General features: G+C 33.3%; 11 protein-coding genes and 2 pseudogenes. 7 read left to right on the top strand and 6 right to left on the bottom strand.

The window, feature by feature from the left end; all coding sequences use genetic code 11:
* Positions 1–58: 58 nt before the first annotated feature.
* The 4 genes and pseudogenes from manA to FG390_RS03225 all read left to right on the top strand — a co-directional run bounded on the left by manA (position 59) and on the right by FG390_RS03225 (position 4,154).
* Positions 59–1,014, top strand: a pseudogene (gene manA / locus FG390_RS03240) (mannose-6-phosphate isomerase, class I).
* Positions 1,015–1,050: 36 nt separating this feature from the next.
* Complete coding sequence (locus FG390_RS03235) at positions 1,051–1,908, top strand: aldose epimerase family protein (protein WP_141189604.1); 858 nt, start codon at positions 1,051–1,053, stop codon at positions 1,906–1,908.
* A 207-nt stretch (positions 1,909–2,115) separates the two neighbouring features.
* Complete coding sequence (locus tag FG390_RS03230) at positions 2,116–2,919, top strand: hypothetical protein (protein WP_141189603.1); 804 nt, start codon at positions 2,116–2,118, stop codon at positions 2,917–2,919.
* 395 nt (positions 2,920–3,314) lie between these two features.
* Positions 3,315–4,154: a DUF6236 family protein gene (locus FG390_RS03225; protein WP_141189602.1), complete on the top strand. Its 840-nt coding sequence runs from the start codon at positions 3,315–3,317 to the stop codon at positions 4,152–4,154.
* Between the two features lie 457 nt (positions 4,155–4,611).
* On the opposite strand, the gene FG390_RS03220 is transcribed toward FG390_RS03225, so the two are convergent.
* The 5 genes from FG390_RS03220 to FG390_RS03200 all read right to left on the bottom strand — a co-directional run bounded on the left by FG390_RS03220 (position 4,612) and on the right by FG390_RS03200 (position 9,495).
* Complete coding sequence (locus FG390_RS03220) at positions 4,612–5,358, bottom strand: sugar isomerase domain-containing protein (RefSeq protein ID WP_141189601.1); 747 nt, start codon at positions 5,356–5,358, stop codon at positions 4,612–4,614.
* A gap of 54 nt (positions 5,359–5,412) precedes the next feature.
* Positions 5,413–6,687 (bottom strand): PTS ascorbate transporter subunit IIC, encoded by a 1,275-nt coding sequence (ulaA, locus tag FG390_RS03215; protein ID WP_141189600.1) that lies wholly within the window; start codon positions 6,685–6,687, stop codon positions 5,413–5,415.
* A gap of 85 nt (positions 6,688–6,772) precedes the next feature.
* Complete coding sequence (locus FG390_RS03210; RefSeq protein ID WP_141189599.1) at positions 6,773–7,060, bottom strand: PTS sugar transporter subunit IIB; 288 nt, start codon at positions 7,058–7,060, stop codon at positions 6,773–6,775.
* A 17-nt stretch (positions 7,061–7,077) separates the two neighbouring features.
* Entirely contained in the window at positions 7,078–7,515 is a 438-nt protein-coding gene (locus tag FG390_RS03205) for a PTS sugar transporter subunit IIA (protein WP_181406352.1), read from the bottom strand.
* A 12-nt stretch (positions 7,516–7,527) separates the two neighbouring features.
* Positions 7,528–9,495: a BglG family transcription antiterminator gene (locus tag FG390_RS03200; RefSeq protein ID WP_141189597.1), complete on the bottom strand. Its 1,968-nt coding sequence runs from the start codon at positions 9,493–9,495 to the stop codon at positions 7,528–7,530.
* A 179-nt stretch (positions 9,496–9,674) separates the two neighbouring features.
* On the opposite strand from FG390_RS03200, the pseudogene FG390_RS16025 reads away from it, so the two are divergent.
* Positions 9,675–9,998: pseudogene (locus FG390_RS16025) on the top strand (IS21 family transposase); the annotation flags it as partial.
* A gap of 141 nt (positions 9,999–10,139) precedes the next feature.
* Here the strand turns inward: FG390_RS16025 and anmK are convergent.
* Positions 10,140–11,309: an anhydro-N-acetylmuramic acid kinase AnmK gene (anmK, locus tag FG390_RS03190; RefSeq protein WP_141189596.1), complete on the bottom strand. Its 1,170-nt coding sequence runs from the start codon at positions 11,307–11,309 to the stop codon at positions 10,140–10,142.
* Between the two features lie 225 nt (positions 11,310–11,534).
* Between anmK and FG390_RS03185 the strand changes: the two genes are divergently transcribed.
* Positions 11,535–13,055: an ABC transporter substrate-binding protein gene (locus tag FG390_RS03185; RefSeq protein WP_141189595.1), complete on the top strand. Its 1,521-nt coding sequence runs from the start codon at positions 11,535–11,537 to the stop codon at positions 13,053–13,055.
* Positions 13,056–13,182: 127 nt separating this feature from the next.
* Entirely contained in the window at positions 13,183–14,124 is a 942-nt protein-coding gene (locus FG390_RS03180; RefSeq protein ID WP_141189594.1) for an ABC transporter permease, read from the top strand.
* Positions 14,125–14,132 lie beyond the last annotated feature (8 nt).

Here is a 14,132-nt window from a genome sequence, read left to right as displayed (position 1 = left end):
TTTTTTACAAAAGTAGGTTCATAGAGAAATTAAGTAAGTTACTAAAGGAGCATTTAAATTGTCTCAAGAGCCATTATTTCTTACACCAGTATTTCAAGATCGTATTTGGGGTGGAACGCAGTTAAGAGACACATTTGGATATCAAATTCCATCAGAAACAACGGGGGAATGTTGGGGAGTTTCGGCTTTGCCTCATGGTCCTTCTGTAGTTAAAAGTGGAATATACGAAGGTCAAACTCTAGATGAACTTTGGACGAGTCATCCGGAGTTATTTGATCATTTTAAGAGTAAAGACTTTCCGTTATTAACGAAATATTAGATGCAAAAACGGATCTATCCGTTCAGGTTCATCCTGAGGATACTTATGCACAAGAGAAGGAACAGCAGCCTTTTGGGAAAACAGAATGCTGGTACATTATTGACTGTGAAGAAGATTCAGAGATTGTCTTTGGTCATAATGCTTCATCACCGGAAGAATTTCAAAGAATGGTGAATGAAGGACGTTGGGAGGATCTCCTACTTAAAGTGAAAGTTAAACCAGGTGATTTCTTCTATGTACCAAGCGGAACGATTCATGCTATTGGCAGTGGCATTCTTATTTTAGAATCTCAACAAAGCTCTGATATAACCTATCGTGTCTATGACTATAATCGAACGGATGCTCAAGGTAACAAAAGAGATCTACATATTCGTCAGTCTATTGAAGTAACACAGTATCCACATCAAGATCCTACGCTTACATACCACATAAAACAAGAAGGACAAGCCGTCTTTACCGAACTATGTCGTGAAAAATACTTCTCTGTGTCTAAATGGGATATTCGCGGACAATCTAAAACTATTACGAAAGACTGGCCATTTCTATTAGCAAGTGCCATTAAAGGCAATGGCGAATTAGTGATTGGAGACAAGACATTTTCGCTTAATACTGGAGATCATTTTATTCTTCCAGCAGCGATACAAGAATTTTCGTTAGAAGGGCAATGTGAACTTATCGTTTCTCATGTAGTTTGATAGAAAAACTTCTCGGATTGAAAGGATGAGCCATTAATGAAAACCTCAAGTCTCAAAATCTATGAAATAAAAGAAGAAGCAACACAATCCTCCTTTAAAATTGCACCTGAAAGAGGAGGAATGATAACGAGTCTCATATTACATGGACAAGAATGTCTCTATATGGATGAAGAGTCCTTGCACGATGAGAAGCGGAATGTACGAGGGGGAATCCCTGTTTTATTTCCAATATGTGATCGATTAAGAGGTAACAGGTATAAACATAAGGGAAAGACCTATACCATGTATAATCATGGGTTTGCCCGAAATTTGCCTTGGACCATTGAGGAAATCAATTTCGATACTCAATCTATAACCCTTTCACTCGAATCAGGTTACGAAACAAAAAGACAATATCCTTTTGATTTCAAATTAACTTTCCAATATACCTTAAAAAAAGGGAAACTTCAAATACGTCAACAGTATAAGAATCTATCAGATGATCATTTACCTTTTTACGCTGGGTTCCATCCCTATTTCAATGTTGATCATAAAGTAATAGAAGTGAAGACAGATGCCACAAAGTACTTTGATGTTAATGACGGTAAAGAAAAGACAGTAACCGGAACATTCGACTTAACGGAAACGAAAGAAGCCCTCACCTTGCTTAATAGTGAACAAGGACACATTCGATTCCCAATGAACGCTCAATATGATTTAATGCTATGGATGGGAAAAGAATTCCGATTTATCACGTTATGGTCTGAACCTGGAAAGGACTATGTCTGTGTAGAACCATGGATGGCAAGACCCAATGCAATGAATACGAAAGATTACCTGCACCAGATCTTGCAGGACCGTGAAATGAACACTTACTTTGAAGTGGGATTGGTGGAGAAGGGGGGGAATAGCTAGGGTGTACGATTTGTTTCACCTTAGCAGCCTCACTAGCTGCTGTGTACTTCTTTCTAAGTATACAAAAAGTGATAATTTTTGAGTGAAACCTGTTCAATCTTATTTGTGGAAATCTCTATAATTTAGTTTAGCGATTTTACCGGTTCGGCGGGTGAGACCAAAAATCCCTTGAATTGTAGATAATTAATTAAAACAAGGAGAAATTTTATGCGAAAAGATAACTCTTGGTCAATTGAGTTAAATTTAAATGCGGGTAAGGTTCTAAATTTAAGACCGCATTTACGATTATTTAATGGGGACGAAGAATATGATGAAAATAATATTTATTTTTCTTCTCCACATGTAGATGTTATTCCCGTAGATAATCCGGTTAGAGCTTATTATAGAATGATGTCCTTACTTAAATTATTTAGTGGAATAAACATCTTGTTTGGTGGAAACAGAATCGTTCATAAGGGTACTTTATATTATTTTAATGGCACAACATACCAAAAGTTCTATGGTCCCCAAGAAGATTTAGATATGTTTTTTCAAGAATTAAATATGCCATTTGATGAAAAATTAACAGAACAATTAAATTCAGAGGATGCTAACTATAGAGGTGTAAGTGGTATTATTAAAGCCATGATTAGATATCCTTTAATTAGAGAAAACCTACTGTTATTGACTCTAGGTAGAGAACAAATTATTTATATTTTAATAAATGCTTATAAGATAATTGAAAATATAAAAACTGACTTGAACTTAAGTACCAATAACAGCAAGTTGAAACTCGGAAAAGGTACCCCCAATATCACTGATGAATTACTGAACGATTTAAATAACGCATATAAATATTCGCGTTATATAAATGCAAAAGATGCATCTGGATTACTATGCAGACATGGAGCAACTAAAATAACTGCTCCAGATGAAAAACCTAAAATCGCGGATATTGAGCAAGCTGTAATATCGGCATTAAAATCTTGGATCAATTATAAGTGCAATTATTTTTACGGTCCTATAATTTAAAATCGATTTAACATCACATAGGTTTGTGAGGTTTTTATTTTAGAGACGCAATCTACTGTCACCGCCCGTATTTTTTAGAAAATTATTTATATCGAAAAGAGTAAATAGCCCCAAACCTTTGTGATGCCTAAGACTGATCCCTAATCATGTAATTCCAATATCTTTCGATAATAAATGATACAAAAAATACTTCCTATGTAATAATGTCACACTCATAGAATGCTCACTAATTATAAAGAAGGTCAAGCGGTAAATAATCTGTCATTTACTGATATATTCTTTGTCTTTCGGTGGTAAGAACTATGTGATGGTATTACATTCCATTGACCGTAATCACAAGAAGGATTTACCTACCTTTCTGCCGAATATAGGCAGAAAAAGGAGATTGTTAAATTATGAGAGGAATAGTAATTTCTCCTGTTGAAATAACAGGTAAAAACAGTATGGTTATTAAAGGATTAAACCCAATAAAATTAAGACAATATTTACTTTACTGGGATAAGATTGATTTTCCAAAAAATAATCTTATTGGATTTGGAGAATCACCAGATATTGAGTTTTTAAAACAAGTCGGTGTACTAAAACAAACTAATGTGCAAGTTCTATTAAGCGGAGAAATGACAGAACTATATTTAAAAGGCCAAATTATCGCTCTAAATAAAAATAATGAAGCAGAAAAAGGATGCTGGTCATTAGGACAGACGAATACACATTTGGTGCTTCCTAAGAATGATACTGTCAAGAAAAGGAATATAGAGATAAATTTACATCAAGCTTTACCTATTCCTTCCGATAAAGTATCGCTTGACGACATATTATATTTTAAAGAACGAAGAAAAGATGAATTATTATCATTTCGTGGAATGATGGATGAGTTGTATTTAGAGGTTGCTGATTCATCCGATCAAGATAGAGCAGAGATAAAGAATATTGAAAAATTGCAAAGAAGTTTAATGGACCTGCATAAAGTTATGGATGAATCTTTTTCTCATAGACTTTTAGGAGGTCTCAAAGTTGAGATTGATGTTCCGAATTTATTTGATGCCGCAATAAAAACTGCTAAGGGTGCAGGAGCAGGAGCAGTATTTCATTTCCCTGTTGAATACGGAGCTATTTTGGGACTGGCATCCTCGTTTATTAAAGTAAGTTCTGAAGTTTCTCTGAGACCAAAAGCGATTCCAGATAATCTTCGAGACTTTGCTTATCTATATTATGCAGAAAAAGAACTTCAATAGTTTTGCGTCTACTGTCACCACCCGAATTTAGAAGGAGAAAGGTATAACTGGCACCTTTAATTTGATCAACACAAACGAGGCTATGATCTTGCTAGATAGCGAGCAAGGAATCTTTAAATCTCCAATTTACTCCCAGCATAATTTAATATTGGAATATGGAGAAGAATTTCCTTATATAACTTTATGGTCTGAGCCTGGGAAAGATTTCGTTTGTGTTGAGCCTTGGATGGCGAAACCTAATGCGATAAATACGAAGGAAGATTTAGTTACTTTGAATCCTAGGATGACGATGGATAGTTATTTTAGGATAAGTTGTAAAGATAGATAGAACCCTTTTACATTGTTAAGACTCCCACTGTCCTTTGATTCATTGGAGAGTGGTGGGAGTCTTTTTTAGAAATATGTTTTATAACAACTGAGTAATAATCGCTAGAATTAATAATCTTTTCACAGTGTGTCACATCATATAATGAATATTATCTTTATAATTATTTAATAGTAATTCATTGAAAGCATCTCCACCATCAACATTAGCACTATGAAAAATAGGTGGAGATATCCCTAATTTTAAAAGGTTATCTGCTGTTTTAATGACAATCGAATTAACAATTAATGACCCTATAGCTGTGGATGTCGGACCAATTTTTTGTTCTAAACCAGAAAGTTTTATTGAAGAGTCTTCAAAGTCACCGCAGTTATCTATGACAATATCAGCGACCTCATACAATTTTTTATTACTAGTGTGCCTTGAGTTTACTTTTTTTGAATAAGACAAATTTGTCAGAACAATAACAGTAAGTCCTTTTTCTTTCGCTGATAGTGCAATATCAATTGAGACGGGATTTCTACCAGAGACAGAATGTATTAAGAGCACATCTCCTTTTTCTGCTGGAATCGATGAAAAGATGATTTTACCAAAACCGGCAAGTCTCTCGAGTTGAGATGTCATCGTAACAGGGCGTGTATTTAGCATGAGTGACGAAGATAATATTGGATTGATAACAGCTAAACCACCTGTACGATAAAATAGTTCCTCAGTAATAATTCCCGCATGTGATGCACCGAAGGCATAAATACAACATTTATTTTTGATAGCTTCTGTAAATACATGTGCAGCATCATTAATATTATCAATCTGTGATTTTTTTACTTGAAGGGCTATTTGTTGAACATGATTAAAATAATCATTTACATAGTCGCTCATATTTTTCCTCCTTACTGAAAAACACCAAAAGTATAGTTGTCTATATACGTGATATTAAAACAATTTACCGATTAAGCCTGAAATAACGGACCATAATGAAAAATCATTACCACCGAAGATGATGATCCAATCTGATACAGTATGTTGTAGAAAAGGTATAGATAGACCAACAAGAATTATCATCAATACACCGGCGACCCCAGATCCGATGACAGCACCACGAAGACCGCCTGTTCCATTTCCAATGACGGCAGCAGTCCCAATCTCGAAAAAGCAGGTGATGGTTAGAGGAACAATAGCGTAAGGAAGAAGTCCTGTTGAACCTATAATGAATAGAGTAATTGTCGATGTAATCATCGATACAATAAAGCCGATAAGCACGGCGTTTGGCGCAAAAGGAAAAATAATTGGACAGTCTAAAGCAGGAATAGCATTGGGAATAACTTTATCTGATATCCCTTTAAACGCTGGAATGATTTCTGCTAGCATCATCCGTACACCTAAGAGCAAAATCGTTAATCCAGCACCAAAGGTAATTCCTTGGAGTAGTGAGAAGGTGACAAGACTCTGTGATTTATCAAAAACTTCTTTTGATTTATCAACGCCTACAAGAAGCCCCATTACTAGATAAACAAGGAACATAACGATGGAAGATGTAATGGTTATTTCTCTTAGAAATTCAATTTGTTTAGGAAACTTTATATCTTCTGTTGATTTTTTGGGATTTCCGAATACTTTTCCAAGCAATCCTGAGATAAGAGATAAACCTATTGTAGGATGCCCTAAGGTAAATGAATCACCGCCTGTCACTTTTCTAACAAAAGGTCTTATCAATGCAGGAGCGATAATCATATAGATGGCAGTGAAGATGGTCGCAAAAATAATGATCGAGATACCGCTCAAACCGCTTTCCACTGCAGTTGCAGTAAATATAAATGGGAACCAAAAAAGCATATGTCCAGTTAAAAAAATATGTTTTATTGGAGTAAAGCGGGCAACAACGAGGTTAATTAAAAAAGCAAACATCATTGCGAGCCCAATTTGACTACCATAGGTTCCAATAAAATGATTTGATCCGATTGGATGTAACGTCTGAGATGCTGGAATTTTATAAAATAAATTAAATACGTTAGAGAGAGGGGTTATTGAACTGATTAATATAGATGTTCCTTGTGTTAATATAACGACACCAATAATTGTTTTAAACGTACCACTCATAATATCTGAGAATTCTTTTCTTTGTACAATTAATCCTAGTGCTGCAATAATACCTAAAAAAAGCGCTGGTTGTCTAAGTATTTGGTTAATGATGAAATCTAAGATTTGCAAACCTATCCCATCCTTTATCTATTAATCTCTTTTTAGTTATTAGTAAATGGTAAAGATGACTGTGGATTGTGGGTTATGACAAGTGTTATAAAAGATTTTTTATGGCATGTAATCCAGCTATTTTTATCTCTTCTTTATCTATAAAATTAGAAACGGATATAACTGGCACCTTCACTGTATTCGATAGTTTTCCTGCCAGCTCTTTTGAAGTAAATATGAGATCACAGGGTGTTGAGGAAGCAGAGCCAACATCAGCGGTAGATACCTTCGCTTTTATGTTTTCTTCTTTCAACATTTCATCAATTTTCATCTTTAAGACTAAGGATGACCCCACACCAAAACCGCATACGGCTAAGATTTGTAATGTTTTCATAATTTTCTTCTCTCCCTTTACTGATTAATAACCTCAAAAATCTCATTAATGTTTGTACTTGTTTTAAGGGTGTTTAAAAGTATGTTGTCCTCTAGTAAGTAAGCTAATTGCTGTAACTGATGAATATGTTTACTATCTTCGGTTGCACAAAAGGTGAAAATTATATTTACTGGATCATTATCTTGATTTCCAAATTTAACAGGTTGTTTTAGAGTAATAACACTTATATCATCTTTGATGACATTCTTACCAGGTCTAGCATGTCCAATTGCTATGTGCGGAGCTATAACAATATAAGGTCCTAACTGTTTGACTGCTTGAATCATGTCATCAATATAAGATGGATTAATACTTTTATTTTGCAGTAATAGGTTTCCAGCGATCTGAAGACCTTCTTGCCAATTTGAAACCTGCTGCTGGAGTTTTATATTTTCTTTTTGTATCCAATTTTTCAAAGTAATCAACACCTATCTGTCTCTGTTATCCAAATATAAAATGTCTTTGATTTGTGTAGCTTGACGTATTATTGATAAATTTTGACCATTCTCTAAAATCTTAACTAATTTCAAAAAATGATCTGATTCAGCTTTTTTAGATGACATAACAATAATAATTTTGACTTTAACATCTGTTTTATCACCAAAAAAAATAGGGTTTGAAAAGGTTAATAAACTCAACCCATCTTTGTAAACCCCGTCTTTATATGAGGCATGGACTATAGCTACTTCAGGAATAAATGCCATATATGGACCAAGTTCATCAACGGCTCTAATCATGGCACTAACATACTGAGTCGAAATGCAACCAGAATGTAATAAAGGATTGCTTGCCTCTCTTATTGCAGTTCGCCAATCTTCAATATGATGATTAAGCTGAATATGTTTCTCAGGAATTAAATGAGCCAATATAGATAAACTTTGATGATCAATGTTTAGTAAGGCATCCATCTGTTTCTTATACGCTTTTCTAAATACGATTTTTTTAAGTTTGACCAAGTCTTCTGATTCTAAGAGGGGATTAACAACTATGACTTTATGACTTGGAATAGGAAGATGAACAGTTGAAATAATACAATCAATATTATATAGATCATACTCTTCAAGCTGAGAAATATTGATAGGTCCATAGATTTTCATTTCTGGAACCATAACTTTCAAACGACTGGCTAGAAGTGAAGATGTTGCTAGACCTGAACCACAAACAACGAGAGCCGACGGCATGTTGCCAGACAACGTATGACGCTCGTAACTAGCACCAAAATGCATAGAAATAAAAGCGATTTCTTCTTCAGGAAATGTAATCTTTAACTTCTGCTCAAGCTTTATAACTGTTTTACGTATAATTTCATAGATAAATCGGAATTTGTACTTAATTTGTTCGGTGAGTACATTTTCTATATCAAAGTTATTTTTGATGCGATTCAGTGATACTTGCAAATGATAGGTTAGTCCATTTATTAGTTCTAAATCTTTTACAAAATCAATTCCAATAGCTTGAGATGCTTCTTTAGCGAAATATAGACTCATGTTGTATGCTTCTTCATTATGTTTTGATATATTCTCTTGTGGAAAAGCGGATAGTTTGAAAACTTCAAACTGCTTAAATAAGTAAAATGCTTCATCATCAGATATAATTTGTTTAAAGAATAATGGATATAACTGCATGATTGCTTGATACCTTTTTGAATGCATCATGACTTTTTTATCTGTAAACGAATAACTCACAAATTTGCTATTTTTTTTCCGAATATGTTGATAACACATGATTAAAAATAGTTCAACATATGCATCGTCGCTAAATTTAATATCCACTTCTTTTTCATATTTGTATATAAATTGCTTTGCTGAATCAAATAGTTTTGAATCAAAGAGATTTGATATATAGTCTTCAGTCACAAGGCTGTTTGAGATGACATGGTGCGTTATGGAATAGAACGCATGTCTTATATCAATTTCATTACCAACCAAGAAAAGTCCTTTTGACGGTTTTCTTTCCAATTTTGCTCCAAACTTTTTTAATAATGATTGTATTTCAGGAATGTAATGAAATACACGATTTTTGCTTATGCCATGAATTTCCCCCAATCTTTCAAGTGTAGTGACTTTTACAATAGTTAATGTGATAGACATAGAATAGATGAGGTCCTCTTTCGTTAAGACAATGTGATTAAAACGCTTTAATTCAGAATGTAAGGTCATTGTTTGTTTTGGTGTCATTTCCAGGCTTATACCATGATTCTGTTTTCTTAGTAGAGGAATACTATATTCCTTCAAATAGCTTTGTATAAAGTCCAAGTCATAACGAATGGTTCGCTCACTTACATTGTGTGTTTTAGCTAAATTTTTTGTTTTGGTGTAACCTTTAGTTGATAATAAGTGCTCCAATATATTCATTTGTCTTTTCGTTAAGGAAATCATCTTTATCACATCCTCCATAGTGTTATTATAGTTAAAATAATCAGAAAAATTAATCCCTTTCTACTTCCGTTGTTTCGGAAGTTAATGTAATAAGTGTTGGGTGCCTGCTTATAAAGCTACTTTAATAATGTACAAAAGTGTTTGTTCTAGTATGTACAGTTCTGATGATTTCACTGCGTAATATTCTTGGAATGTGAATATTATGCATATATAACATAAATACAGATATCGAAATTAAAAGTCTTACATATCTACCCGAACTAAAACCATTAATGGAGAACTTAAAAATGAAAATCAATAAAAGTAAATTGGCTCGAGATATGGGAGTTGATCGAAGAATGATTGATTAATGTCTTAAGGGGTATAGGCCGAAAAGTATTCGAAAACGGGCATCAAAGATGAATGATAAATATGAAATAATAGCGCTCTTCTTATCAGAAGAGTCAAAGTAGATATTTTATTACAAAAGAGTCTTATGGCAATACCTAAAAGATAATCATAATTTAAACTGTGCTCAATCTACTGTCACCACCCGAAATATTTCTATAAAATTTGCAAGAATTTAAAATGAAAGCACTGTACTATCCTTCGTGATTGAAGGGGGTAGTACTGTGCTTTTAGTTTGTACTTTCATTTTTAGTTTTCCATAAATAAGATAGCAGTCACAATTCATAATCGGCAAAAGGAGGATAAGTGAATTGGCCTAATACAACATGTTGCTTAGCGCCTGTTGCTTTTGGAACATTTGATGGTTTTCTATGCAGAGTTTCATTGGCTAGAATGGCAAAAGCAATAGCTTCTTTAGAAGAAGAAGAGAATCCAATATCTTCTTGTGTTTTAATAGTGTAATTAGGCAACAAGTTTTTTAACATTTGAATTAGTGTTGGGTTATAGCTTCCTCCCCCACCAATAATAATTTCATCTATTTCAACGTTTGGAAATACATAATTTAAATATGCGTGTGCAATAGATTTTGCGGTGAAATAAGTTGCTGTTGCAATCCAGTCTTCTGAAGAAATACCTGGATATTTTTTTAATTCTTGTTCAACAAAATGTTCTCCAAATAATTCTCTTCCCGTTGCTTTAGGAGGTGTTTTCATAAAATAATCCATTTTCATCCATGTATCAACTATATGTTTCTGCACTTTACCTTTGCTACCATATTTTCCATCTTTGTCAAAGCTTTCATTTAATAACTTATTACATAATGAATCTATAATCATATTGCCAGGTCCAGTATCAAAGGCAAATACATCCTCTAACTCACAATTTTTAGGTAGAACTGTTACATTTCCTATTCCACCTATATTTTGTAATGTACGTCCAAATTGATTATTTCCATACAATATATAGTCTGTATAGGGAACTAGGGGGGCACCCACTCCACCGGCAGCCATATCCATAGCTCTAAAATTAGATATGACTGTTGTATTTGTTTCATATGCAATTATAGCGGGTTCACCTAATTGTAAAGTTGAACTCATATTGGAAGCCAACGGATTTGGTATATGATAGATTGTTTGTCCATGTGATCCTATTGCCGTGAGATCAGAGACTTTTACAGAGGCTTCATGACATAGTTTTTGTACACAATTTGCAAAGAGTTGACCAAGTTTATAATTCAAACTACAAATTAATTCAACATTTGATTTTTCGATATCCATAGCTAAAAATATTTCATTTTTAATTTCATCTGGAAAATCAAATGTTTTGGAATGAATGAGTTTAATTTTTGACCCTTTACCATATCCACAAATATTTACCAAAGCTGCGTCAACACCGTCTACCGAAGTTCCAGTCATCAAACCAATAATGAAATTACTATTATTCATTTAGACCTCCATTTATGTATTTTAAGAATTTTGGTATAAATATTTAAAAAAGTATAGAAATTATTGAAATTTTATTTTATAATACCACATATAGAAAATAAAGAAAATAATAAATATAGAGAAAAAAGGGAACTATTTATTGCTTAGATTAAGAGACTATTAACTGAATACGGAATTTACAAGTGTGGAGTAAGGTTTATGCATTACATTAATAGGAGGGGCAAAATGAACAAAAAATTGTTAATGTCATTATTATTGTTGGTATGTCTGTCTTTAACAGCATGTGGGGGAAACCATGGGACTTCGAGTTCAAAAGGAGGAGATCAATTGGTCATAGCAGCTGACCAAGATCCCGTAGGATTAGATCCTCAAACAGTTCCAGCTGCATCAAGCTCAAGAATATATTCGCTTATTTATAATAGTCTTACTAAAATTAACAGTAATTTTGAAATTGAACCAAGTTTAGCTAGCTCATGGAAAGTAAGTGATGGTGGAAAAACCATAACTTTTAATTTACAAAAAGGAATAAAATTTCAAAATGGTAAAGAGTTTACCTCTGATGATGTGAAATACACATTCAACAGAATTCTAGATCCTAAAGTAGGAGCCATTGCGAAATCTTATTTTACTAGTATAAAGGATATTCAAACACCTGATAAAAATACTGTTGTATTCCACTTGAATAATCCTGATTCGGCATTTATCACAAATACTTCCAGTGTTTATACATCAATCATTTCTAAAGATGTAAAGAACTTGAATAAAGAAGCCGTGGGGACAGGCCCTTATAAGCTTAGTAAAATAGTTAATGGTCAATATGTATTGTTAAAAGAAAATACTGATTACAAACTAGAAGATAAACCTAAAATAAAATCTATAAAATTTAATATTATGAAAGACGATGAGCAAAGATTGGCGGCTATTAGAGCCGGAAAAGTGGATATTGCTACTTTGAATTCAGATTCTGCGAGTTTGTTAAGCAAATCAAAGAACATAAAGATCAAAAAATATCAATCTATGGAATATAGTTATTTAGGAATTAATAATGATAAGAAACCATTTAATAATATAAAAGTAAGACAGGCTTTAAGTTACGTAATTGATAGAAATGAGATCATTGATACGGTTTGGAAAGGAAAAGCTGAATTAACAGGACCAATATCTCCAGCTCAAAAAGAATTTGCTGCAGATGTTAAAAGTTTTCCTAGTTATACACAGAACCTTAGTAAGGCTAAAGAATTGCTAAAAGAAGCTGGATATCCAAATGGTTTCAGTACTGTTATTCAAACAGCGTCTACTTATCCAGACATGGTTGATACAGCTCAAGTATTACAACAACAACTAAAGAAAATTGGAATTAATGCAAAGATAGAGCAATTAGAATGGGGCAAATATATCGAAGTATGGAAATCTAAAAAAATGGATTTAATGATTGGAAGAAATACTTCTGGAAGTGATCCAGATCGATCATTAAGATTTTTCTTTGCAACGGATGGATCGGCTAATGTATGGAACTATTCAGATAATAAATTTGATAAATTAGTTCAATCTGCCCTACAAACAACAGATAGCAATGCTCGCAAGAATTTTTATCAAGAGGCACAAGAACTACTTGTCAATCAAGATGCAGCAAATTTATTTTTAGCATCACCTATCAACTATTATGCTGTTAATGACCGGGTAAGTCATTTTACACCAAGTGCAGCTGGCGAAGCATATGCATTATTAAATGCAACGTTAAAGTAAGCGTAATTAATGAGCGTCTATAATCGGATAACAACTTTTATCCGATTATAGAGCTATATGCTTGAAGCGGGGGAATGAATGATATTGTCAATTGAGTAATTTCTATCAATGGAGGTAAATTAGAAAATTGGGAAAATATATACTGAAAAGGTTATTTTCACTCATACCTATTATTATCGGTATTTCAATTATCGTTTTTTTAATTATTCATTTGGTACCAGGAGATCCTGCCTCTATCATACTTGGAAATAATGCAACTCCAGAGGCAATCAAAGCATTAAATGCCAAATTGGGTTTAGACAAACCTTTAATCGTACAATATTTCGATTGGGTTGTTCATTTAATTCAAGGAAACTTCGGTACCTCAGTACAAACGGATCAAAGTGTTCTTCCTACATTAATCAATAAATTCTTAGTCACTTTTCAACTGACTTTACTATCAGTTTTAATTGGTTGGATCATTGCTATTCCATTAGGGATTTTATCAGCAGTTAAAGCAAATTCAGTTGTTGATTTCATATTAAGAATAATTTCTATGCTAGGTATTTCTATTCCTAACTTTGCGATTGGAACACTATTATTATTAATTCTTTCGGTTTATTTTGGTTGGTATCCTCCTATTGATTATGTGAATTTTTGGGATGATCCCATCAGTGCATTAAAGATCTTTATTTTGCCTGCTATAACCATGGGAATCGTGCTTTCAGCTGGAATAATGAGAATGACAAGAACATCATTTATTGAAACGCTAAATAAAGATTTTATTCGAACTGCTAGAGCAAAGGGAAACCCCGAAGGAACCGTCATAGTAGGACATGGTTTACGAAATTCAATGATTCCTATCATAACCATTGGTGGTATGCAAATCGGCTATTTATTAGGTGGAGCAGTTATTGTGGAACAGTTATTTTCCATTCCTGGTATTGGTCAATATATATTAAATGGAATTTATCATCGTGATTTTCCTGTTGTTCAAGGTGGAGTCCTCTTTATCTCACTCATTTTTGTTTTTGTTAATTTAATTGTCGATATCATTTATTGTTGGATAGATCCACGTATCAAATATTAGGAGGATTA

The sequence above is a fragment of the Terrilactibacillus laevilacticus genome (genome assembly GCF_006517395.1).
Lineage (GTDB): Bacteria > Bacillota > Bacilli > Bacillales > Sporolactobacillaceae > Terrilactibacillus > Terrilactibacillus laevilacticus.
This window is presented reverse-complemented; position numbering and strand designations above follow the sequence as displayed.

What these genes read in the sequence shown, in the direction of transcription:
- FG390_RS03235 (WP_141189604.1), top strand. Translation starts at nt 1,051, where the DNA reads ATGAAAACCTCAAGTCTCAAAATCTATGAAATAAAAGAAGAAGCAACA.
- FG390_RS03230 (WP_141189603.1), top strand. Translation starts at nt 2,116, where the DNA reads ATGCGAAAAGATAACTCTTGGTCAATTGAGTTAAATTTAAATGCGGGT.
- FG390_RS03225 (WP_141189602.1), top strand. Translation starts at nt 3,315, where the DNA reads ATGAGAGGAATAGTAATTTCTCCTGTTGAAATAACAGGTAAAAACAGT.
- FG390_RS03220 (WP_141189601.1), bottom strand. Translation starts at nt 5,358, where the DNA reads ATGAGCGACTATGTAAATGATTATTTTAATCATGTTCAACAAATAGCC.
- FG390_RS03210 (WP_141189599.1), bottom strand. Translation starts at nt 7,060, where the DNA reads ATGAAAACATTACAAATCTTAGCCGTATGCGGTTTTGGTGTGGGGTCA.
- FG390_RS03200 (WP_141189597.1), bottom strand. Translation starts at nt 9,495, where the DNA reads ATGGAGGATGTGATAAAGATGATTTCCTTAACGAAAAGACAAATGAAT.
- anmK (WP_141189596.1), bottom strand. Translation starts at nt 11,309, where the DNA reads ATGAATAATAGTAATTTCATTATTGGTTTGATGACTGGAACTTCGGTA.
- FG390_RS03185 (WP_141189595.1), top strand. Translation starts at nt 11,535, where the DNA reads ATGAACAAAAAATTGTTAATGTCATTATTATTGTTGGTATGTCTGTCT.